Source organism: Nonomuraea turcica, assembly GCF_030718205.1.
Taxonomy (GTDB): Bacteria; Actinomycetota; Actinomycetes; order Streptosporangiales; family Streptosporangiaceae; genus Nonomuraea.
In genome coordinates this window covers 396896-420453 of the sequence record NZ_JAUZQF010000002.1, presented here as the reverse complement: position 1 = coordinate 420453, position 23558 = coordinate 396896, and the positions used below count along the sequence as shown (strand labels likewise).

General features: G+C 70.2%; 15 protein-coding genes. 6 read left to right on the top strand and 9 right to left on the bottom strand.

What is annotated here, in order from left to right; genetic code table 11:
- The first annotated feature begins 7 nt into the window (after window positions 1-7).
- The gene (locus Q9G87_RS07570; protein ID WP_305915486.1) at window positions 8-442 is read left to right on the top strand and encodes a Fur family transcriptional regulator; all 435 of its coding nucleotides are present in this window, start codon (window positions 8-10) and stop codon (window positions 440-442) included.
- Window positions 443-590: 148 nt separating this feature from the next.
- Here the strand turns inward: Q9G87_RS07570 and Q9G87_RS07565 are convergent, their stop codons facing one another.
- Window positions 591-2069: a serine/threonine-protein kinase gene (locus Q9G87_RS07565; RefSeq protein WP_305915485.1), complete on the bottom strand. Its 1479-nt coding sequence runs from the start codon at window positions 2067-2069 to the stop codon at window positions 591-593.
- Complete coding sequence (locus Q9G87_RS07560; protein WP_305915484.1) at window positions 2059-3399, bottom strand: DUF4407 domain-containing protein; 1341 nt, start codon at window positions 3397-3399, stop codon at window positions 2059-2061. The genes Q9G87_RS07565 and Q9G87_RS07560 overlap by 11 nt, the downstream gene beginning before the upstream one ends.
- A 252-nt stretch (window positions 3400-3651) precedes the next feature.
- Between Q9G87_RS07560 and Q9G87_RS07555 the strand changes: the two genes are divergently transcribed.
- From Q9G87_RS07555 to Q9G87_RS07545, 3 genes are read left to right on the top strand one after another with little or no spacing between them, the layout of a single operon-like run.
- Window positions 3652-5100, top strand: coding sequence for a hypothetical protein (locus Q9G87_RS07555; RefSeq protein ID WP_305915483.1), 1449 nt, complete (start codon window positions 3652-3654; stop codon window positions 5098-5100).
- Entirely contained in the window at window positions 5087-6088 is a 1002-nt protein-coding gene (locus tag Q9G87_RS07550) for a hypothetical protein (RefSeq protein WP_305915482.1), read from the top strand. Before Q9G87_RS07555 ends, Q9G87_RS07550 begins: the two co-directional genes overlap by 14 nt.
- Complete coding sequence (locus Q9G87_RS07545; RefSeq protein ID WP_305915481.1) at window positions 6076-8010, top strand: hypothetical protein; 1935 nt, start codon at window positions 6076-6078, stop codon at window positions 8008-8010. Before Q9G87_RS07550 ends, Q9G87_RS07545 begins: the two co-directional genes overlap by 13 nt.
- 34 nt (window positions 8011-8044) lie before the next feature.
- Here the strand turns inward: Q9G87_RS07545 and Q9G87_RS07540 are convergent, their stop codons facing one another.
- The 5 genes from Q9G87_RS07540 to Q9G87_RS07520 form a co-directional block, all read right to left on the bottom strand.
- Window positions 8045-9538 carry an alpha/beta fold hydrolase gene (locus Q9G87_RS07540; protein WP_305915480.1) on the bottom strand — a complete coding sequence of 498 codons (1494 nt, stop codon included), beginning with the start codon at window positions 9536-9538 and terminating at the stop codon, window positions 8045-8047.
- Window positions 9539-10093: 555 nt separating this feature from the next.
- On the bottom strand, window positions 10094-13309 hold the full coding sequence (locus Q9G87_RS07535; protein ID WP_305915479.1) for a hypothetical protein: 3216 nt from the start codon (window positions 13307-13309) through the stop codon (window positions 10094-10096).
- Window positions 13306-14634: an SWIM zinc finger family protein gene (locus Q9G87_RS07530; RefSeq protein ID WP_305915478.1), complete on the bottom strand. Its 1329-nt coding sequence runs from the start codon at window positions 14632-14634 to the stop codon at window positions 13306-13308. The genes Q9G87_RS07535 and Q9G87_RS07530 overlap by 4 nt, the downstream gene beginning before the upstream one ends.
- Before the next feature lie 154 nt (window positions 14635-14788).
- A complete protein-coding gene (locus tag Q9G87_RS07525; protein ID WP_305915477.1) occupies window positions 14789-17425 on the bottom strand; it encodes an alpha-L-rhamnosidase in 2637 nt (878 codons plus the stop codon).
- Between the two features lie 51 nt (window positions 17426-17476).
- Window positions 17477-18826, bottom strand: coding sequence for an MFS transporter (locus tag Q9G87_RS07520; RefSeq protein WP_305915476.1), 1350 nt, complete (start codon window positions 18824-18826; stop codon window positions 17477-17479).
- 208 nt (window positions 18827-19034) lie between these two features.
- Between Q9G87_RS07520 and Q9G87_RS07515 the strand changes: the two genes are divergently transcribed.
- Together Q9G87_RS07515 and Q9G87_RS07510 are read left to right on the top strand one after the other, a co-directional pair.
- Window positions 19035-19673, top strand: coding sequence for a TetR/AcrR family transcriptional regulator (locus tag Q9G87_RS07515; protein WP_305915475.1), 639 nt, complete (start codon window positions 19035-19037; stop codon window positions 19671-19673).
- Between the two features lie 17 nt (window positions 19674-19690).
- Window positions 19691-20506 carry an SDR family NAD(P)-dependent oxidoreductase gene (locus Q9G87_RS07510; RefSeq protein ID WP_305915474.1) on the top strand — a complete coding sequence of 272 codons (816 nt, stop codon included), beginning with the start codon at window positions 19691-19693 and terminating at the stop codon, window positions 20504-20506.
- Between the two features lie 43 nt (window positions 20507-20549).
- On the opposite strand, the gene uidA is transcribed toward Q9G87_RS07510, so the two are convergent.
- On the bottom strand, window positions 20550-22325 hold the full coding sequence (uidA, locus tag Q9G87_RS07505) for a beta-glucuronidase (RefSeq protein WP_305915473.1): 1776 nt from the start codon (window positions 22323-22325) through the stop codon (window positions 20550-20552).
- On the bottom strand, window positions 22325-23524 hold the full coding sequence (locus Q9G87_RS07500; RefSeq protein WP_305915472.1) for a family 1 glycosylhydrolase: 1200 nt from the start codon (window positions 23522-23524) through the stop codon (window positions 22325-22327). Before Q9G87_RS07500 ends, uidA begins: the two co-directional genes overlap by 1 nt.
- Window positions 23525-23558 lie beyond the last annotated feature (34 nt).

The following is a 23558-nucleotide window of genomic DNA, read 5'->3' as shown; positions in this document are numbered from 1 at the left end:
ACAACCCATGGAACCCCCCAACGGGATCGGCAGTATCCGGGCCCTCGGATACCGGCTGACCTTCCAGCGAGAGCAGATTTACTACGCGCTGGAACGCCTCGGCCACGCCACACCCGACCAGGTCTCGCAGGTGCTGCCCGAAACCGCCGGAGTGAGCCTGTCCACCGTCTACCGAGTGCTCGATCTGCTGGAGAAGATCGGGCTCGTCCACCACACCCACGTCGGGCACAACGCCACCTACCACATCGGCGGCTACGACGATCATGTGCATCTCGTGTGCCGCGACTGCGCCGTCATCTATGAGGCCGATCCGCGCTTGCTGGACCCCGCGTTCGCGGCCATGCTCCGGGACTACCAGTTCGCCGCCGACGTGCGGCAACTGGTCATCTACGGACGGTGTAAGGAGTGCGCGCCTGGTCCATGCAGTTCAAGCGGCATGTGAGTACTCGTGGAGGACGCCGCCAAGCCGGTCTCGTCGGCGTATGTTCAGGCCGATGATTCGCTCGGGACCCGTGATCGGGTCCGGGACAGCACGCAGCGGGGCGCTTGGGCGGCCGTCGGCAGTGGCAGCGCAGGTGCCCATCAGGCGGCTATCCCTCGGCGGCGAGTCTGCGCTCGACGTCGCCGCGGGTCGCGGACGGTAGCAGGGGCAGCAGGCGGTCGCGGCAGGAAGGCCGGCAATGCACGAGCACCCCGGCGATCGTGGAGGATGGAAGGCGACTGAGCGCCTGACCGGCCGGGTCCTCCGGCATCGCGGCGAGGGCGAGGCCGGTCTGCCGGCTATCGACGGCCGCCATCGCCTCGATGGCCGCAGCGGAATGCCGATCGTGCATGTGACCGAGCACGCGTCCGCGGTGGTGGGGGTCCATCGCCAGCACGACCCCGGCCACGAGGCTCGGGTCACGTACCTGGTCCAGCAGCCGGCCCACGTGGCGCGGGAGCAACATCTGCAGGATCTTCGCGCACGTCGCCGCCTGGCGGCACATCTCCTCCACTGCGGCGGTCGTGAACAGCTGCCCCTGTTCAGCGAGGAGCACCGCCGCATCGGCCGCGGGCAGCGTGAGGACCATCGAACCTCTTTCTGCGGCGCCGGCGCCGGCGAGCGTCCGACGCACTCGTTGCGCCGCAACGCCACCACCCGCTCCCGAGCCGTTCCCGCCTCGGCCGTCGCTCCCTGCGGAGGAGCGGTTCCCTCCAGCCCCGTTCGCCTGGGGAGGCGCAGGCGGTTTCGTGACAGGGCCTTGCGACGTCCGGCGCGGCTCCACCCCAGGAGAGCGCCCGGCAGCCTGCTCCAGCATGCGCGCCAGTTCGCCGGCCGTCATCCGGGTGGCCGGGCTCTTGGTCAACAGCCGGTTGATCGTCGGCTTGAGCCTGCCCGCCCGGGTCATGGGGTCCGGGGGAAAGGTGAGAATCGCGAACCTGGTGGCCTCCTCGGTGCCCCTGCGGAACGGCGGACGTCCCTCCAGGGCCGTGTAGAGCGTGGCACCGAGCGACCACAGATCGGCCGCCTCGCCTGCCGGGGTGCCTCGCAGCCGCTCGGGGGCGATGAAGTCGGGGGTGCCGATCACGTGACCCAGCATGGTGATGCGCTCGTGACCCTCGATGGCGGCGATCCCGAAGTCCACCAGGACGACCCCACCGGAAGCGGTGATCAGAATGTTGTCCGGCTTCACGTCGCGGTGGAGCACCCCTACCGCGTGCGCGGCGGCGAGCGCGTCGAGCGCCTGGGCGCCGACCCGCACCACGGCGGGCTCGGACAAGGGTCCCCGCTCGATCAACTCGCCGAGCAAGGCGCCCTGCACGTAGTCCATCACGATCCATGGGCCGTCCGGGGCGTCGAGCACGTCGTGGACGCGGACGATGCCCGGGTGGTCGATCCGGGCCAGCGCCTGCGCCTCGCGTTCTGCCCGCGCCTTGAGCTCGGGCAGGCGGCCGACGTCCGCGCGTACCTGTTTGAGCGCCACCACGCGGCCGAGCTTGCTGTCCCGGCCGCGCCAGACCCGCCCCATGCCGCCGCTGCCGAGTTGCGCCTCGATGACGAACCGGCCCGCGACGTGCTCACCAATCATCGTTCATTCCGGCGTACTCGGCCTGCGGGCTGTCGCCCGTCCCGGCCGGCCGGGAGGCGCGGTTGTCTCGGAGGCCGCGGAGCGCCTCGTCCTCGAAGCTCCTGCCCTCGTGGCGCTCCTGCGAGGGCGGGGACGGCGTATCGGTAGCGTGGAAGACTTCGGTACGCGGCTCATCCGCGGTGTACGGCCGGGTCGTGCCCTCCCGCCAGGCGGCGCGCCGTGGCCTCCTGTCCGCCTCGTAGATCTGGTCGATGGCCGCATTGACCTCACGCTTCTCCAACGCGGCCAGGATCGTGTCGTAACTGCCCGGCCGCTGCATCAGCTTGACGATGACCGGCAGGCACTCGATGAGAAGGATGAACAGGAACAGCAAGATCCTCGCCAGGGTGAGGGTCGGATTGTTCTGCGACACCCTGCTGAGCGCCTCCAGTCGCAGCAGCAGGCCGTCGGATCCCTGGATCTCGGCGGCGAAACCGGATCTGAGCCGCGCCTGCCCTTCTGTTAGTTTGTCCAGCTCCGTCTGTACGCTGCGCAGGTCCTGCTCCGCCTGGGCCAGCCTGCTCGCCTTTCCGGCCTCCTGAGTGTCGCTGAGCCGTTTCCTGCGCTGCTCGATCTGCCGGTCGATGTCATTCACCCGATCGCGGGCGCCCTTGTACGCCTCCTCCGCCGCCTTCGCCAGCGGCCCGGAGCCCTTCTTCGCGCATTTGGGCGGCCCGACGTACAGCTGGCACTGCCATTCCTGGTAGAACGCGTCCCGCTGCTTCACCGCCCGCTCGCGCGACTTGCTCAATTCCTGGATCCGGGGATCGGCCGCCGGATCGAGCGCACTCTCCCCGCGCGAGGCGATCACGGCTCCCAGAGCCGCCGCGGACTTCTCCAGAGCGGCTATCCGCCGGCCGGTTTCGCCGCCCTGCTGCGCGCGGGTGAACGCGTCGGCCTTCTCCTGCTGGATGTCGACGATCTCGGCATCGATCTCGGGCTTGAAGATCTGCAGCACCAGTGGCGTGGAGATGACGGCCCCCAGCAGCAACGCGAGCAGCACCCGGGGCAGGGCGAGCCACAGGCGCCCTCCGCCTCGGGCCGGCAGGGAGGTGACGAGCCAGCGGTCCAGGCTCAGAATCGCCACGCCCCAGACGAGGCCGATCAGGACGGCGAGGGGCGGGAACACCTTGAGCGCCGAGGCTAACGCGAATGTCATGGAGATGGCGGCGATGCAGGCTGTGGTCAGGATGGCGCCACCCAGGCCGTGGAACCTGGCACGCTCCCCCCTGCACCTGTCCAGCACGTCGGGACGGGCACCCGACAAGACGATCAACCATCTACCGACCATGCGCGGCTCCGGGAGGAAGGGACCAGGGCGCACAACGCCCTACCCCGTGAGTAATCCACTGACTACCATAAACAACCGGCAATCATGATTTATAACAAGAGGGCCTGACCGCCCGCCACGCGGTGCTGTCACAAAGGATTACAAACTACCAGAAAACGGACAAAGGCTTGACTATCCCCCTTTACTATCACTTACTCCACCAAGGACATTAATTCGTACCAGGCAAGGGTCCGAAACTGGTGGGGGAAATTCTTGAGCCATTTCGCAGAGGGTGGGTTGCGGGGGGATCTCGCCGATCTGATCGCCTCGTTCAGGGAACGGCTGGCGGTCGTGGAGATCGGCACCGCCGGAACACGGATCTTCGAGGTCCGCGTCGACGAGGTCGGCACGACGTACTACACACGCAGGGCCGCCGCCAAGTGGTCCACTTTGGCCGCCGCCGGCGATGACGTCCACGACGCGGTGCTCCGGGTCTCCCAGGATCTGATCTCCGCCGACGAGGGGGACCCGGTGGTGGTCGTGCGGTCCGCCGACGGGCCGGAGCAGGAGGCCGCCGTGCGCGCACTGCGGCAGTGGCGGCCATCGGCCCAGGTCGCCGAGGTGTCCGGGGCCAAGGTCGGGGACTTGCTCCGTGAGCTGGTCGCCGGCGCGCCGCTGCGCCAGGTGTACGACTTGATCATGGCGCGTGAGCGCGCGGACGACCGCAGACTCGAACTGGTGGGACAACGGCTCTTCGGTCCCGGCGCGAAGCCGGGGGAGGACGCCCAGGTGGCCGTCACGTGCACCGACGCCGGCGGCATGCTGCTCGCGATCTCCGCCTGGGCGGGGCCGCTCCAGCCTTCGGAGCTGGTGTCGGTCGACCACGCGCCGTTTTCGCCCGGACGGCATGTGCTGCGGGCGGTGTTGGAGCGGCCCGGCGTGGTCCGCTTTCCCGGGATCCCCGGCCTCCGGCCGGACACCCGGCCGTGGGCGGACGTGGTGGCCACGCTGCCGTCGCGGCTGCACTACGCGCCCCGGCCCGCGCACCTGGTGTGCGCCATAGAGACGGCGGGGACCGCGAAGGAGTTCGAGGCCCGCTGCCACTGGGCCGGCTATGTCATCGACCTGCTCGCCGAGCGCCGTCTCGACCCCCGGCAGCTCCAGGTGTCCGTCGTGGGATACGGCACCCACGTGTTCGGCACCCGGCACGCGGACCGTACCCGGCCGGCCGTGGCCGTCTGGTCCGGGTCCGCGGCGCAGGCGCGGACCGCTCTGGAGTCCCTGCAGCCCACCGCGCCGGCCTACCCGAACGCCGCCCAACTCGAGGACGTGCTCGCGGAGGTGAGCGCCCGGCTGCTCCCGCAGCCGGTCAACACGCGGACGGCGCTGCTCACCATCGGGGCGCGGCCGCCGCATCCGCCTCGGGCCGGCCTCGACCGCGTGCCCCCCTGCCCTGCGCGGTACGACTGGCTGGCGCTGCTGCGCGAGATGGAACAGCGCCACGACCTGAGGAGCGCGGTCATCTGCGACAGTCCGCCCGCCACTGCCTCGGCTGCCTGGCATCGGCTCGGCTCGGCCGCGCTGTTCCAGGTGGACGCGGTGAACGCGGAAGAACTCGCGCTCCGGCTCGGCCTGGTGACACCGCCCGCCGCCGTGCTCGCCCTTCCCTTCGTCTCCCAGAATTCCGACTCCCAGAATGAGGACCTCGGTGGTCGACACTGACTCCGCCCCCGGCGATCCCGAGCGCGATCGCGCGCCTGACATCGCCATGTGGGGTGCTTCGGGCAGCGGCAAGACCGCCTTCCTGGCGGCGCTGAGCATCGCGCTGAACAAGGCCCCCGACGCGGGCTGGAGGCTCATCGGGGAGAACCCGGTGTCCCGGATGGAGCTGGCGAAGTTGCGGACGACGCTGCTGCAGACGCGTACGTTCCCGGCCCCGACCGAGGCCCTCACCCACTACAGCTGGCTGATCATCGGCCCGGCGGGGGCGCCGCGCAGACGATGGTGGTGGCCGTGGGAGACGCGTGAGGGGAAGGCTCCGAAGATCAAGCTCGACTTCCTGGACCTGCGCGGTGACCTGTACGCCGAGTCCGAGTCGAACATCGACAAAAAGGCCCTGGTCGACAGCCTGGTCAAGAGCCGCGGCCTGATCTACATGTTCGACCCGGACCGGGAGGCCCGGGTGGGTGACGCCTTCAAACACCTGGACGCCGCTCTGCACGAGGTCGCCGGGCGGATGCTCGTCGACGACGCGTACGAGGACGGCAAGCTCCCCCATTACGTCGCCGTCTGCATCACCAAGTTCGACGACCCGAAGGTGTTGAGAACGGCGATCGAAGAGGGGTTCACCGAGCGGGATCCCGTGGACGAGTTGCGCATCCCCCACGTGCCCGAGGAGCGGGTCCGCGACTTCTTCCGGCTGCTGTGCCGGGACGCCCAGGACCACAACACGGAGATGATCCTCGACCTGCTCGAGGCCTTCTTCCACCAGGACCGCATCAGGTACTTCGTGACCTCATCGGTGGGCCTGTTCATCGACGAGGATCTCGGCAGCTTCGACCCGGACGACTTCCTGAATGTCATCGACAACGCAAGCGGCGGACTGACGATCCGTGGCGCCATCCGCCCCATGAACGTCATGGAGCCCGTGATCTGGCTCGGCCGCATGCTCCGGCCCGGCGCGATGAGGAGCAGACGATGGGACGGCTGACCGCCCACTGGGCGATCCTAGGCAAGACACCGGAGAGCCTCGACGACTACAGCGTGATCGACTGCAGCACGGGTGCGATCACCAACGCGGAGTTCGGCATGTGGCTCAAGGCGTTCACCTCCGGGACCATGGAGCCCAAGGCCCTCCCGCGGGTGGCGACCAACTACTTCTCCGACCCTGACGGCGAGCCCTGGCTGGGGCTGTCCCTGCAGACCGAACCGGACTCCCAGGACGGCTTCCAACGCCCGTACGCGATGACGTACTACGTCTGCGTACGCTGGGCGGAGGTCGCCTCCGAGTCGACCAGGCTCTCGTACCGGGCCCTGTACGAGGCGCTGTTGAAGGAGAACTTCTCCGGCGACGCGCCGTTCCAGCTCTCGCTCGCGGCGTACGACGAGCGTCATCTCGCCGGCCAGGTCAACGGCACGGCACGGCGGGCGGCGGCGCTGCTGCTCACCGGACAGCCCGTCTGCATGGTACGGGCCGGCCATCTCACCCTGGACCAGCGGCTGGACTTCCTGGACACGGTGGCGGCGCTGCTTCCGTACGGGTTCCGCCGCACGCTGGCGGTCTCCACCTGGACCAACAGTGCCTCCCGGCACCGGATCCGCCTCTCCTTCGCCGAGGTGCCCCCCACCCACGGGGCCTGGGAGCTGCCCTGGGAGGACGGCGATCCTGCGGGGCCGATCCCGCCCCAGGCACTGTTCTACCAGCGGGAACTGGAGGGCTATCAGGGCGATGACCTTTGTGAGCTGATGAGGTGGCTCACGACCGCGGCCGAACCAGGCGACTTCGACGACGCCTCCCACCGCGCCGCCGCGTCCAGGCTGCTCCGCGGCCGTACCTCTCCCCGGCTTCCTGCGCAGGCCGAGCAGCCCGCCGCCGCCCTGCCCTCGGTCGAGCAGCTGCTGCACCAGTGCCGTGAGAGCATCGCGAACGCCGACGGGCAGCGGCTCGCCGTCCTCAACGCGCAGCTGGCGCAGCGGGCTCGCGGTCGTGTGGCGGACCACGATCGCAAGACCTACCGGGTGTTCATCAGAGCGAACCCCATCCGCCCGCCTGAGAGGCTGGCCGATTCGTCCGTCATGCGGCATTTCTTTGAGATCCTGCTCCGGCTGTTGTACGGGTCGGCGATGCATGCGGCCGACGTCGAGGAGATGCTGGTCGACCTGGGTGGACCGTTCCGGCAGGAGCCCGCCCTTCCGCCCGCGCTGCTCGCCGCGATGCGCCGGATCCTGCCTGCCTGCGCCCCCTCGGGCAAGCTGCTCATCGCGAGCCTGCTGGGCCGCGAGCACCTGCGCAGGATCCTCGACGACCTGTCGGAGGACGAGTTGCTCCGCGTCGCCGTCCAGTCCCGCAACCGCAGGGTGCTGGACATCGCCATAGCCGAGGCCGAGCACCGCGCCGTGCCCACCGATCCGCGGGCCATGGAGGCCGTCAAATACGCGCTGACCCGGCACCGCTACCTCATCGAGGCGATCAGCTCCATCTGCGCCGCCGAGGAGAGCATCATCTACTACCAGAGCGTGCTCTGGGTGAGCTACCGCAGGCAGCTCACCTCGGCTGACATAGAGGAGATCCTCGGGGACGTGGACCGCCCTCCCCAGACGTTCGTGCTCGCCATCGTGGCCGAGAGCGCACCAGGAACGGCCTCGGCGCTGCTCCACACGGTCGCGGGCGGCACCGTGCGCAGCCTGGGCCTGACCGGAAGGCCCGTCGCCGGCCACATCAAAGCCGGCCTCGACCGGATGACCGCCCCTGTGGATGACGGCAACGACCGGAAGACGTCACATCGCAGGCGCTTCCAGAGACTCGCTCCCACGTCCCGAAGGCTGAAACAGATTTCCGCCTTCGGGAAGGTTCTCATCGGCGCGTCGATCACCATCGTCATCATGGGCCTCGCCCTGTGGCTGTGGCTCTGACCCGCAGCGCCGGACCGGCGTTCACGTCTCGGTCCTAGTCCTGGCGCTCCTCAGCCGGGCAGCGGGCCCCCTGTGCGGGCACGGTCAGCGAGATCAGGTAGCTGTCCATTGCAGCCCTGGTGCACTGGGTCACTCTGTAGATGCCGTGGCCCCAGCCCTCGTACGTGAGGAGCCTGGCCTTGGGGCCGAGTTGGCGGGCCACGTTGGCCGACCACTGGTACGGCGTGTCGGGGTCGTGCATGGAGGTGCCCACCAGCAGCGGAGCGCTACCCGTGTACCGCAGCCGGTGCTGCGGGTTGTTCACCGGGTGGCCCTGGCAGATCGGCATGTCGCCCATCGGCATCGGGTTGTACCGCATGTCAGGGGCCACCGCGTTGGAGCTGCGCATCACGTCGGCGTACTCGTTGTAGTTCCGGAGCGACAGATTGAAGTCCTCGCAGAGGATCGCGATGGGGAGTTCGGCGGACTCACCGTTCACGGGCCCGTTGCCGGGAGGGCCCGGCATGTCATCCGGCACCGGCCCGCCGGCCAAGGCGAGGAGCACCTTGGCCTCCTGCCGCCAGGCGGGCGCCTCGTTGAGCACCACACCCAGCCAGAGGAGGTTGTGGGCGCTCACCGGGCGGTCATTGACGCCTGGCCAGTGCAGCTCGCCGCGGTCCGCCTTCTTGAGCAGTCCCTTCCACAGTGCCCGGACGTCGCGCCCGTGCAGGACGCAATCGGTGTCCCGGTCGCACCAGGCGACGAACTCGTCGAAGCTGTCCTGGACGGCGGCCGCGTCGGTCACCTGGAACGCTTTGACGTTCAGGCTGTGGTCCATGTTGCCGTCCAGCACCATGGCCCTGACCCGGTTCGGGAAAAGCTCGGCGTACATCTGCTGAGCGAGCGTGCCGTAGGAGACACCGTACGAGGTCAGCTTGTCCTCGCCGAGCGCGGCCCGAATGGCGTCCATGTCACGCGCCACGTTGGCCGAGTCGATGTGGTCGTACAGGGGGCCGGTGAGCTTGCGGCAGTCCGCGTGCAGCTTCTTGTTGAAGGCGACCCACTTGTCGTAGTCGGCCTGGCTGGTCATGACCGGAGACGGCATCTGGTTGTACACCGAAGCCGAGCAGGTCACCGAGCCACTGCGGGCGACGCCCCGGGGGTCGTAGCCGACGATGTCGAAGCGCCGCTGGACGTCCTCACTGAAGCCGGCGGAGCGAAGCATGTCCTTCACGCCGGAGTTGCCGGGTCCGCCCGGGTTAATCAGCAGGGATCCGATCCGCGCGGAGGGGTCGATGGCCTTGCGCCGGGCGAGGGCCAGGTCCACGGTGAGGCCGTTCGGCTTGGACCAGTCGATCGGTACCGTCAGCGTGCCGCACTCGACGGTGGGCTCCTCCTCGCACTCCTCCCAGGTGATGCCGCGCTTGCCGACGGCATCCGTGTCGCCCTCTCCGGTCACCGTCGCGCTGGCCCCGCAGGACATCGTGGCGGTCAGCAGCGCCGCCATCGCCACGCGGGCGATGGCGGGCGGAGAAGTTCTTCTTGGCACATTGCTCCTATCGTTGATCGGCTTGCCGGGCTGTTTCACACGGCACTGGTGGTGTTGGGCCGCTGGGAGTGCGCGCGGGACCGGCCGCTGGGCATGCGGAACCCAGTGGTCGAGGCGAGGCTGTGCGGTTGTAGGTGTGGTGGATCAATCACCTGATGGAGGTCTGCCGACGGCTCTCGGTGGTTCCAGGTCCGGCTCGTGTTCGCCGCGGCCGAGCCTTGCGCCACAGACAGCATGTGCCCCATCGGTGACCAGGATCCAGACCAGTTTCCTGCTCACTCTTTGGTCACTACGGAGCTGCCCCTGGTTGGTGCCAGGCGGGCTCGGTGTGTGCTCGCGCGCCCCGACACACCCCGTCATGACTCGGGACTTCCGGACACGCAAGTGCCCACGCCGCAGCCGCGCCAGGCCACCGGAGACCGCCTTCACCAGCCGGTGCGGGCTCGGCGCGCCGGCTGGTGACCTGGTCGTTGGCGGTCCAGTCGAAGGCGTCTCAGCCGACGGTGGCGGCCGGCAGCGGGCTCGCGCGGAGCTCGGTACGGATGTCGCCAGAGGTCATGACGTGGCTCCAGTGAGCTGGGCGTGGAGGCGCTTGCACTCGTGGACGAAGCGGGTCGCCCGGCGACTGTGCGCGAACTCGCCGATGACCGGGATCTCCCCGCGCGCGCCGCTCCAGCGTGCCACGTCGGCGGCGAAGGCGACGAGATCGGCGTGGGTCACGGTGATGCGCCGCCCCTTGCCCGACAGCATCCCGGGCAGCAGGGCGCGCAGGATGCGCCACACCTCCTGGTGGCCGCCCGCGTCGGCCAGCTCGGTCAGGGCCGCGATGGCGGGGCGGGTCTCCCGCCAGGTGCGGCGCAGCACCAGCGCGAGCTGGCGGCCGATCGCCTCGGCGGGCAGCTCGCCCCTGGCGGCCATGCTCAGGACCAGCGGGATCATGCCGGGCACGCTGTCGGCCAGGAGGAAGGCGAGGATCACCGCCGTGGACTCGCCCATCGGGCCCTGGGCGATCTCCAGGCCGGCGATCTCCGACGGAGCCGCCCACGCGCCCCAGTGGCCGCGCAGCAGGAAGGGCAGGAAGTTGACGGCCACGACCTCGCGGTGCGAGGGCAGCATCGCGGGCCATGCCCTGAGCGTGCCGCCGGACTCGTCGACCCTCCAGTCGAACGGCTCGCGCAGCAGCACCTCGTCGATCAGCCGATGGCCGGTCGGGGCCGTCACCCGCAGCACAGGCTGCAGCCGGACCTCGGTGAAGTGTTCCGGTTCGCCGTCGCCGAAGTCGACCATGGACGCGTCGACCATGTGGCGCCACACGTGGCCGCACTCGGGGTCGGCCATGCCGTCACCGGCGAGCCAGCGGGCGGCCGAGCGCGCCGCCTCCGAGTCGACCTTGGCGGCCCGGTCGGCCGCGGCCGGGTGGCAGCCCCGGGGCAAGCGCAGCAGCGCCTGCGCCAGGTCGGCCGGGGGTGGCTCCACGCCGGCGGCGGCGCAGGTCTCCAGCCGGTCGATTAGCACGTCGGGGTCGAGGTGGCCGCTCATCCAGGTCGGCGTGGCCAGCAGCACCGGCGGCAGGGTGCCGTTGCGGAGGGCCTCGGCGAGTTCCACGTAGCGGTGCAGCAGGAAGTCGTGGAGCGGGGAGACACCGTTGGGGTGGGGCAGCCGGTTGCGCCGCCGCCACTCGTCGTGCTCGGGCAGCGGCTCGGGCATGTAGGAACGCAGCCGGGGCGGGACGAAGACGACGGTCACCTGTACGAGCGGCTCGCCCGGGTGCGCCGGGGGCACCTGCTCCCCGGCCCGCATCGCCGCGATCCGGGCGGGGTCCACACCGAGCTCGGCCATGCGCTCGTAGGCGCGGTCGAGGATGAAGGACGGCATGGCCTCCACGGAGTCGTCGTACAAGACGCCGGGCCTCGTCCGCAGCGGATGGAGGCGATCCGGCAGTCTGTCGTCGCCGAGCTCCTCGTCCTCCTCCTCGTCGTCGTTGCCGTGATACCACGGCTGCTCGACGTCGGTGGGGGAGCCGTTCAGGTGGATCCGGCCCATGGCGAAGGGGATCTGCCGGTCGCCCTCGTGGGCCACCGCCCCGTCCGGGCCGTCGTCGCTGGTCCAGGTGATGAAGAAGGCGCGCAGCGGGGTGTCGTCGTCGAGATAGCGGCCAGGCCGGTAGGCGCCGCCTATTGTGATCCGCCGGGGCGACTGCTCCGGGTCGGGCTCCTCGCCACGGGTGAGGGCGCGCACGCGCACGGAGTGGTTTGCCCCGTCCCAGAACTTCTCCGGTTGGATGGGCGGCAGCTCCGGCACGCTGCCGGGGGTCACGAGCTCGGCGGCCAGCGCCGACTGCCACTCGCCGGGGTCGAGGCGCACCTCCCTGGACCGCCAGTAACCCTGGTCCTGCTCGACGTGGGGCTTGAGCTTGCGGCACAGCTTCGCCCGGTCCTCGGCGATCCCGGCGACGAAGGCCGCCAGCCAGCGCTCCTGGCCGATCCAGCCCTCGTGGTCACCGGGGAAGATCGACGGCTCGGGAAACCGCCGCCCCTCCGGCAGCTCGGGCAGCGGCGGGAACTCCTTGTGCTCCAGAGGTTCCTCGACCGGGATCTCCCCGCCGTACTGCTCGGCCAGCTTCGCGCCCAGGTCGGCGGGAAGGTGGTGGGCGCCGTCGAGGATCGCCTCGGCGTGGTCGGCGAACAGGTCGGCGTATTTCAAGCTCAGCTCGACCGCGCGGGTGCGCACGTCGAAGGACTTGTGCGCGTACGCCGTGGTCAGCGCGGTCACGAAGTCGGCGGCCGCCTCGGGCGTGGCCCGGATCGCCTGGTCGAGCCAGCGCAGGCCCGTGGTGGCCAGCTTGGCCTCGTCCCGGAAGGTGAGCGCGTCGACCGCCTCGACCAGGTCGGCGTGGTCGAGGGGCATCGCCCCGCGCACCTGCCCCGCGGCCAGCTCGGCGACCGTGCCCGGCGCCGACGGCAACAACCGCAGGTAGTCGCGCAGGCGGGGTGCGGACTCCGCGGGCGTGGGGTCGAGGAGTGTGTGCAGCCGGACGAAGAAACGCAGGTCCTGCGCCTGGCCGCCGCGCAGGAAACGGCTCACGCAACCGTCGAGCACCTCCTCCCTGGGCAGTTCGCGGGCGGCGGTGGCCAGCCAGCGGGTTGGCCGGGGCTCCAGCCGCTCGTCACGAAGGGCGCGGCCCGCGCCGTCAGCGGCGAAGACACGAGGCAGCAGCACGGGGGTCAGCGGGTCACCGGCCACGCTCGGCGCGGCCAGCCAAGCGGCCACCAACGGGTCGTGGTGGGGCGGCACGGCGCCGGACTCACGCAGCAGCGCCACGGCCAGCGGCGCGATGCGGTCGGCGGGACGGCGCACCCGCTGGGCCAGCCGGACCGCGACCTCACGACGCCACTCCAAGGGACGGGTGGCCGCCACCCGGCACACCTGGGCGACGTCGGGGTCCCCGGCCCACCGGCGGTTGACGTCGCGGCTGGTCATCCACGTCACGGCGGCCGCCGGTCCGGTGATGATGCCGACACCGGTCAGCAGCAGCGCGTCGGCCACTTCGTCGAGCAGGTCGCCGACCTCCCAGGAGGCCATCTCCTCGAAGTCGTCGGGATGCTGGGTGCGCATCGGCTCGGTGAGGGCGCGGCGCAGCTCCTTGACGAGGCCGGGCAACCGCCCGCCCAGCTCGGCGCGCTCCTCCTCGGTGAGCGTGACCAGCCGGTCGGCCAGGTGGGTGACCTGATTGTCAGTGACCAGGTCGCGGATCTCCGTCCAGAGGGTCATCGGGAGACCTCCACGGCGGCGCGGGCGACGATCCTGGCGGCCAGCACGTGTTTGCAGGGCCCACGGGAGCCGCGATGGTCCCACCACCACTCGCAGGTGCAGGAGCCGTCGGTCAGCGAGACCCGGCGCGCGCCGCCCGAGGTGTGGACGGTGGCCAGCTCGCCTTCGAGGTGCACGGCGCCCGCGTCGACGAGCTTGCGCGCCTTGGCCAGCCGCGGGTTGAGCAGGCTCACGTTGTCCTTGTCATAGGGCAGCTCACGGTGGAAGTGGGCGGCCTCCGACAGGTCGTAGCCGACCCGGCCGGCGACGCCGAGCTGCGTCAGCGCGGCCCGCACCCGGTCGGCGGGGATGCCCGCTCGGTCGGCCAGCAGGCCGATCTCGACCTCGGGCTCGAAGTTGAGCAGCATGCCCACGACGTCGGCGTCGTTCTCGGCCTCGTCGGTGGCCAGGTCGTCGAGCACCGCGCCCTCGCCGGAGAAGCCGCGCCAGCGCTCGGGCGAGAGGGTGAGCGTGTAGCGCATGCCCGGAAGCTCCAGCTCCCAGGCGCTGGAGGCGGCGTCGGCCGGGCCGTACACCCGGAGGGACTTCGCGAAGCGCAGCAGCGGCAGGAGGGTGCCGAGCCGGTTGGGGCCGGCGAGCTGGACCGAGCCCGGAACCTGACGGGCGGAGACCTTCAGCTCACGCCCTGCCTGCGCCACCCACACCGTGCCCTTCTTGGGCAGCCCGCGCAGGAACCGCACGGCCGCCATGCCGGTCAGCTCACCGCGCTGGTCCATGCCCGAGGCGATGACCTGCACCTCGGCGAATCCGCGTAACCAACGCTCGGGCAGCGGCACCTTCTTCTCCACGACCGCGCCGTCCATCGTGGTCACGACCAGCTCGTCGAGGCCCACCCCCAGGTGCAACGGGTCACGCGCGCCGATGCGCGCCAGCGCCTCCCGGAGCGGCGCGTTCACGTCGACGTTGGTGGTGCCCCGGTCGAACACCTCGCCGTCGAGCGAGCCGTTCAGCAGATCGAGCCGGGCGTACACGCCGCCACAGGCCGAGAACGATTCGAACCGCAGCCGGTCTCCGTTGCACGTCACCACGGGGTCGCGCACCCAGCCGGGCCGCGCCTGCGGCTGGTGGTAGCGGGCCAGCGCCACATCGGCGACGCCGAGCAGGCCCGCCGCGGCGGGGGCGGCCTGGGTCACCACGCCGCTGAAGAACCGGGGGGCCACGGCCGGGCCGGACAGGGCCCGTCCGCCGGAGGTCGCCAATCCGAGGCGACCGTCGACAAGGGAGGAGGGCGCGGCGTACGTGTACGCCTGCGTCGCTGAAGTCATGGCCGGGACAATAGATCGCCCCACCGACAAACCGGCGCTGCGGTGCGGAGAGCGTCACACCGCCTACCGCTGCGCCGTCGACGCGGAGGCCGTGGTTCAGCTCGGCCTGTCCGTCCAGCGGGCGAGCGTACGGCCGCGACCCGCCCTCGGTTCGTCAGAAAAGGGGGTGTCGCCGGGAGAAGCGGCCGGGACCGGTGTGGAACGTGGCGCCATCCGGGAACCTGACCTGCGCCTGGGCGCCCCCGGGGACGTCGACCGAGATGGTCAGATGATCGTCCTGGATGTGCCAGGCGGCGGCGATTCGCCCCTGCGGGCTGTCGAACGTGCCCTCGGCCCAGGTGATCGCGTCGTTGAGCACGGGCGCGACGAGGAAGGACTCCCACGCGACGGAGCCTGCGGCCTGACGCAGGCCGAGGGTGTGGGTGTGCAGGAAGCGGATGACCGCGCCCTTGCTGTAGTGGTTGAGGGAGGCCGTGGCGGTGCCGTCCTCGGAGACGCCGTCCCAGTCCTCCCAGATGGTGGTGGCGCCCCGGTCGAGCATGCCCAGCCAGGAGGGGGAGGTCCGCTGCCGCAGCAGCCGGTAGGCCACGTCCGGGTGACCGGTGTCCGCGAGCACGGGGAGCAGGTCCGCTGTTGAGAGAAAGCCTGTGGTGAGGTGGCCGCCGGCCGCGTCGATGAGGGCAACCAGGTGCCAGGCGGCCTTGTCGCGCAGGTCATCGGGCACGAGGTCGAAGGCGAGGGCGCGTACATAGCCGGCCTGGGTGCCGGACTTCGTGCGGCCCTCGGCGTCGAGGAACTCGCTCTGCCACGCCCGGCGCACCTTCTCGGCCGTTGCGCGGTAGTGGGCCGCGTCGTCGGCGTGGCCCAGCACCTCGGCGACGGCGGCGAGAGTGCGTACGGAGCGGTACAGGTAGGCGGTGCCGACCTCGCCCTTGTCGGCGGTGTACCAGGCGATGGGGTCGCTCATCACGGGGTCGATGAGGGATCCGTCGGCAGCGCGCTGCTTCGGCTCGGTCCACTCTCCCCAGTGGAAGGAGCCGTCCCAGATGAACTCCTCGTGGGGGAGTGGGCCGGCCGAGCGTTCGACGCGGGAGGGGTGCCGGGCGGTGCGGGCGGTGGCGAGTGCCCACTCGACCCAGCGCCGCATCGCGGGCCAGTTCTCGGCGAGGGCGCCCTGGTCGCCGTAGGTCTCGTAGAGCACCCACGGGACGTGGACGATGGCGTCGCCCCAGCCGGCCGAGCCGGTGATCGCGTTCGCCATCGGGTCGTCGTGGGTTTTGAGCCGGTTGGCGTCGGGGGAGGAGTTGACCACGCGGCCGTCGTCGAGCTGGTCGTCGCGGACCGAGCACAGCCACTTGCGGCTGAAGCCGTCCACGTCGTACAGGCGCGCGGCGGTCGGCACGAAGATCTGGTAGTCGCCCGTCCAGCCGAGGCGCTCGCGGGTGGGGCAGTCGGTCGGGATGTCGACGGCGTTGCCGCGGAAGCTCCAGCGGGCCGCCTCATGCAGGCGGTTGAGGTCGTCGTCGCTGCAGGTGAAGGTGGCCGTCGGGCGCAGGTCGGTGTGCACGACCTGCATGGTCACGCTCGCCGGGTCCACGGCGCGGGAGATGCGCGCGTACCGGAAGCCGTGCACCGTGTGCCGGGGCTCGAACACCTCGCCGAGCCTTCCGGAGGAGACGACTTCGTCGCGCTGCACGAACGGGATCGCCGCCTCACCCGGCTTCTGGCTGTCCAAATGTGTCGTCGTCAGGTCCCCGGTCGGGTCCAGGTGCTCGCCGTGGTCGATCACGGTGCGGGTACCGGCCGGGCCGAGGTCGGTGAGGGTGATCCAGCCGGAGGCGTTCTGGCCGAAGTCCACGATGTACGCGCCGTCGTCGTGCCGGGTCACCGAACGCGCGGGAAGCTGCTCGACCCGCCGCACCGGAGGGGCCGGGGACCAGCTGATCGGCGGCGCGCTGACCGCATCGACGAGCGCGGGCCGGGTCGTGCCGCGTTCGGCGGTGAAGTCCGTCGTCTGGCCGTTCATGAGGTCGGCGGCGACGATGGCGCCGGGGCGCGAGGTCCAATCCTCGCCGGTGACCGCGACCGTCTCGGTGCCGTCGGCGTAGCGGACGTGGAGCTGGAGCCTGGCCGCGGTGACGGTGCCCCAGGAGTCGCGCTTGCGCCAGGTGCCGACGCTGCCCCGGTACCAGCCGTCCGACAGCAGGATCTCCAGGTCGTTGCCGCCGCCGCGGAGCAGCGCCGTCACGTCCGCGGCCTGCGCGTGGAGCGTGTCGGCATACGACGTCCATCCCGGCGCCAGCTCGGCCGTCCCTACCCGCGTACCGTTGACGAACGCCTCAAAGACGCCGAGCGCGGTGGAGTAGAGCCGAGCCGAGGCGATGTCGCCCCGCAGCTCCACACCGCCGGCGAGAACGTAGGCCGGACGCGGTTGCTTGTCGTCCTCCTGCGGGGAGATCCAACGCGCCGACCAATCCCCGTCCAGCAGGGCCGACTCGAACGCGTGCCAGGGCGACCACTCGGACCACCGTCCGCCACTGTGCGTGCGAACCCGCCAGGCGACGCACTGCCGGCTGCGCAACGGCGGCAGCGGCCATTCGAGGAACAAATGCCGCGCCGAGCCGGCGTTCTCCACCACCTTCTCGACGCCGTCCACGCGCAACTGGAGATCGTAGCCGTCCTGCCCGCTCCATTCCCGTGGCAGCTTCCACGACAGCCGGGGCGCGGGGCCCGAGACGACGAACTGGTCTCCGCCGCTGTCGATCTGCAGGTCATAGGGCGATTGGCTCATCCTCGTCCTCCAACTCGGGTGACATGGTCCACGTGGTCAGCGGGGAGACGGCTACCGGACGGACTTGACCTTGAACAGGATGAGCAGGCCGCCGATGAGAGCGAGCACGGCCCCGGCAAGGTAAAGCACGGTGTAGTTCTTCTCCGCACCGGCCGCGCCGATCGTGATGATGAACGGGGCGATGAGCGGGGCGATCGCACTGGGGATCTTCTGGGCGAACGCGACCACCGCCATGTAGCGGCCTGCCTGAGCTCGGTCAGGCAGAACCGCGAAGACGATCGCCTGGTCGACGGCGGCGAACACGGCGATGGCGAGTTGCATCAGCACCGCGCCCACGATCAGCGGCGGCAACGAATAGGCGAAGGCCTCGACGCAGGCGCCGGCGACGAACAGGAGCGCGCCGATGAAGGTGAACAGCTTGCGCCGGCGGAGCTTGTCGGACAGGAATCCGCCGGCCAGTGCTCCCACGGATGCCGCGACAACGCCCAGGATCCCGATGGAGGCCACGACCCCCGCGACCTCCCTGACGGGCAGGTCGAGGCGCTGGGCGTAGAAGAACGTGCCGAAGGTCGTGTTGAAGTACAGGCCCATGAAGAAGATGAAGCGACCGAGCCAGTTCCACCCGAAGTCGGGATATTTCCTGGGGTTGAAGACGAAGCTCGCGAACAGCTCCTTCGCGCTGACGTGAGTGGAGTGCACGAGATCGTGCGAGCTGCCTTCAGCCTTGAGGATCGGAAGCAGGACGAGCATGACGGCGCCGATGAGTCCGGGCACCATGAACACCAGGAACATGCTCGATGACACGGCGTAGGCGATGCCGATGCCGATCACGGGGGCGATCTGCGTCGTGAGGCCGGTCAGGGCCGACACCCGGCCGCGCTGCTCCTCGGGGACATGATCGGCCTGCAGGTTCTGGATCGCTCCGCCCGCCGTCGACCAGCCGATCATCCCGAACACCCATCCCAGACCGATCAGCGGAACGGTGGGCGCGGTGGCGACGACGACCAGCGCGGCCAGACCGAGAAGCGCTCCCATGGCCAGGAAAGGCGCGCGCCGCCCGAACCGCGACCGGGTGCGATCGCTCCACATGCCGATCAGCGGGCTGAGCACGAGATAGACCAGCTGTGCGGTGCCGGTGACGTAGCCCAGCGTCTCTTCCTGCCCCGGCGCGATGTCAGAGATGCGTACGGCGAGCCCGTACGTCAGCGGGACCATCAGCGCGATCGAAGCCCCGAAACTGGCGATCATCAGCAACGCGATGTAGCCCGCGCTGATGCGCTGCAGCGGTGGCGCCGCGATGTCCACCTGCTCAGGCCCGGGCACGTCGTGGGCGCCCGTCACCGGGCGGGGTGCTGCGGCTCCCACGGCGAGGGCGTCACTGTCCGGTCGTTCTTCGACCACTGGGGCTCCTCTTGGGTTAGGTGTTGCCACCGGGCGCGCAGGCCCACGAATGCAGCGCGCGCTCGGAATCTCTGACGGTCGCGTCCGTGCGCGCCCCCCGCACTAGGCAAAAGTAACCACAGTGGAAACTTTTTAGCAATACTAGACTCAGGACCGATCGAGGCGGGCGACGCCGCCTCGAGGTGCAGCAGCCGACCGAAGGACGTTCGTGACCGCTCCTGAACAGGGCAAGGAACCCGCAAGACGCCGTCGGGGCCCGAACGCCTCCACCCCGGCCCGGCGCGCGCAGATCGTCCGTGCCGCGCTGGAGAGTTTCGCTCAGCACGGTTACGAGCGGGCGTCATTGCGGGACATCGCTGCGCGGGCAGGCGTGACGCACGTGGCGTTGCTCCGCCACTTCTCCGGCAAGGACGAACTCCTCCTGGCCGCGCTGGCCCAGCGGGAAGAGGATGAGGAGAAACTGGCGGAGCAGATCATCCAGTCCGGTCTGGCCGGGGGAAGCGTCCTGAGCGCGGTGCTCCGTGACGAGTTCAAGGACCCCGACTACCAGCGCAACTGGATGGCGCTGGCCATCGCGGCAACCGACCCCGCGCATCCCGCGCACGAGTTCTTCGCCAGCAGGCGCGAGCGCATGCGAACACGCTTCAACAGCAGCCCGCTGCCCACCTCGCGAGACAGCGCGTACCTTTCGGCGGACGAGAAGGTCACTCTGGTGCTGGCCATGGTCGACGGCCTGCGCATCCAATCCCTGCTCGATCCGTCTCGTGAAACCCTCAGGCTCCTTGAGGTCTTCATGACACTGGTCGTCACCCCTGACGCTTCTCCCGGCACTGCCCCTCATTCCTGAACTAAAGGAGACCTTTCATGTCCACTGCCGATGTGTCGGGCAAGTCCCTGGCCGAGCTCGTTTCCCTGAAGGGGCGGCGTGCGGTCGTCACCGGAGGCGGGCGCGGGCTGGGCAAGGCCATCGCGTCGCGCCTGGCCGAGGCCGGAGCCGACCTGCTGATCGGCGACCTCGACGAAGAGCTGGCCGCGACCGCCGCCAAGCAGCTCGCCGAGCGCCACGGGGTGCGCGCGATCGGCGTCGCCATGGACGTCACCGATGCGGCGGCCGTGGCCGCCGCGGCCGACCGCGTGGTCGCCGAACTCGGCGGCCTGGAGGTCTGGGTGAACAACGCCGGCATCTTCCCGGCCGTACCCCTGCTGGAGATGACCGAGGAAACATGGGACCAGGTGTTCGCCGTGAACGCGCGCGGCACCTTCGTCGGTGCGCGCGAGGCGGCGCGACGCATGTCAACCGCGGGCAAGGGCGGTGTCATCGTGAACATCGTCTCGACCGCCGGCTTCCGTGGCAGCGCGCCGGGCCTGGCCGCCTACGTCGGCTCCAAGCACGCCGCCCGCGGCCTCACACGCGAGCTGGCCCTCGAACTGGCTCCGCTGGGCATCCGCGTGCTGGGGGTCGCGCCGAGCTTCGTCCCCACGGAGGGCAACATGATGATGGCCGCGGCCGCCGGCGTGAACCTCGACGACATCCCGCCGACCGACCTCATGCTGAACAGCCCGATCGGCCGGATCGGCACCCCGGACGACATCGCGCGCGTCGCCCTGTTCTGCGCTTCGGACCTGTCGGCCTTCATGACCGGCAGCACCCTGCTCGCCGACGGCGGCGACACCGCCTGAGCGGACATCTACCGGCCGGGAGAAGCCGCACGTCGCCGGTGCCCTACTCCGTGCCCGGCGGTTTGCGGCCGGCGAGCGGCTTCCAACGTGCGCGCAGTGCGTGGGCGGCGGCCTTGGGTCTGCGGTCGCGGGTGAACACGCCCTTTTTGTTGCCGTCGACGCGGTGGATGCCGTGGGAGGTCTGGAAGTCGGCGAAGTTCCACACGTGCTCGCCGATGAACGCCTCGATGCGGTCGAAGACGCGGTGGTTCATCTCGAGGTAGGCCTGCTGGTACTCCTCGGTCCACGGGGTGTCCCACACCGAGTGCAGGCCGGGCATGGTGTCGGCGCCGTACTCGCTCATCATGATGGGCTTGCCGTATGTGCCGGCCCAGCCGCGCAGGTCGTGCTCCAGGTAGGTCTCGGCGGTGGCGAGGTCGCCGGTGGCGACGTACCAGCCGTAGTAGCGGTTGATGCACAGGACGTCGAAGAGGTCGGCGATGCGGTCGTTCTCATGCGTGGCGAAGATCACGGCCGCGTAGCTCACCGGGCGGGTGGGGTCGAGCTTGCGGGTGAGCTCCACTAGCGGCTCGAAGTACTCGCGTGCGCCCTCCTCGTTGGAGGACGGCTCGTTGGCGATGCACCACATGACGACGCTGGGGTGGTTCTTGTCCCGGGCGATCAGCTCGCGGATCGCCTGGGCGTGCGCCTCGTGGGTGGCCTCGCCGAAGGTCTCCGGTGAGAAGGTGGGCCGGGGCGGAGCGCCGGTGAGGCCGGAGGCGACGGCAAGGTTGAGCCCGACGGCGGCGGTCTCGTCGATGACGACGATGCCGTGCCGGTCGGCGAACTCCATCACCTCCTCGGCGTAGGGGTAGTGCGAGGTGCGGAAGGAGTTGGCGCCGATCCAGTCCATGAGCTGGAAGTCGTGGACGAGGTAGGCGTTGTCATGACCTTTGCCGCGTACGGGCGTGTCCTCGTGCTTGCCGAAGCCGGTGAAGTAGAACGGCTCGCCGTTGATGAGGAACTGCGTGCCGCGCACCTCCACGGTCCGTACACCGAACGGCTGGGTGTAGCTGTCGATCACCTGGTCGCCGTCGAGCACTTCGACGAGCAGGTCGTAGAGGTAGGCCGCGCCCGGCCGCCACGGCGTCACGTCGTCGATGCGCAGGGTGCCGTACGCACCGTCCGCCGTCGCGACCTCCGTGCCGGTGGCGTCGAGCGCTCGCACCCGGACCGGCGCGGGTGCGCTGGTCCGGATCGCATACTCGACCGTGCCGGTTCTTTCGTCGAGGGCGGTCACGATCGTGATGTCCTCGACGTGCACGGGCGGGCGGCTGCAGAGCCACACCGAGCGGGCCAGGCCCGCGTAGTTGTAGAAGTCGTGCAGGTACGTCTGCCGGCGCCGCCCGTCGGCGGTGACGGTGATCGTGCCGGGCGGGATCGTGGTGTCGGTCAGTTCGTTGCTGACGCCGATGGTGAGGCGGAACTCCTGCCCGGCGCGCACGTGCTCGGTGATGTCGGCGTCGAACGGCGTGTAGCCGCCGGTGTGCTCGGCGACGAGGATGTCGTCGACGTAGACGCGGCCGTGGTGGGTGGCGGCGTCGACGCGCAGGACGACGCGTTCGCCGGCCCAGCCGCGCGGCACCCGCACCTGGCGCTGGTACCAGGCCCAGCCCACGTGGTCGCGGATCGCGCTGTCGGTGAACAGGTCGTTGTAGCTGGCCGGGACCGCCGCCTCCAGCGTGGTGTCCAGCGGGCCGGGGCCGCCGTCGAGGGCGAAGCGCCACAGGCCGTCGAGATTCACCAGCTCGCGGGTGGAGGTGGAACGCGGTCGCAGCATCAGATCTCCCCACGGCGGGCGACCTCGCCCAGCCAGGCCAGGCTCGGCTTGGGGTGCCGCTCGAACGTGGTGCGGTCGACGGCGATGAGACCGAAGGTCGGCTCCCAGTGGCCCCACTCGAAGTTGTCCAGCGCGGTCCAGTGGAGGTAGCCCCGGACGTCGATGCCGTCGTCCATCGCGGCGAACAGGTGGCCGAGGGCCTCGGAGGTGTACGCGATCCGCCGCGTGTCGTCGGGAGTGGCGATGCCGTTCTCGGTGATGAGGATCGGCGTGCGGCCGGTCGTCTCCCAGGCGTGCCGGACCGCGATGCCGAGCGCGTCGGGCCGGTAGGCGTTGCCGGTCATCGTGTTGTCCGGGTGCTGCGGGTGCGGGACGACGCCGTTCTCGTCGACGGCCTGGCTGGAGTAGGACTGCACGCCGATGAAGTCGTCACCGCGGGCCGCCTCCAGGTAGAGGTCCTCGCGGACGTAGCGCACCTCCCGCAGCTTGTCCTCGTTGCCGGGGGTCGCGGTGAGCGACTGGCAGGCCACCGTCCAGCCGACGGCCGCCCCGGTGTGCTGCTTCAGGACCGCGCGGGCCGCGTCGTGTGCCTCGGCCAGCCGCGCGCCGATCTTGGGGTCGGGGTCGGGCAGCACGGGTCGTGCGGCGCCTTCGACGGTGGGGCTCATCCACTCCTCGGTGGACCGCTGGGGCTGTGCGTCCCGGGCCATCCCGATCATGAGGGCGAGCATGTTGGGCTCGTTGAGCGTGCACACCCATTCGACGCCGTCGAGAATGCTCGCGGCCTCCCGGACGTAGGCCTCGAAGCGCTCGATCGCCTGGTTGCCCAGCCATCCGCCGGTCTCGGCGAACCACCGCGGGTTCGTGAAGTGGTGCAGGGTGACGACCGGGGCGAGCCCCAAGTCCAAGGCGGTGTCGATCATCCTGCGGTAGTGGGCGAGCTCGGCTCGGGAGAACTCCCCGGGAACCGGCTCGATGCGGGCCCATTCGATGCCGAAGCGGTAGGCGTTGAGCCCGGCCTCGGCCAGCAGGCGCATGTCCTCGGCGTAGCGGTGGTAGCTGTCGACCGCGTCGCCGCTGCGCTGCATGCCGGGCATCTGCTGTTCGAGAGCCCACCAGTCGCTGTTGACGTTGTTGCCTTCGATCTGGTGCGGCGCTGTGGCCGCACCCCAGAGGAACCTGGAGGGGAGCTGGGGCATGGTTGAGTTCCTTGCTCGAGACCATGGGTTGTGA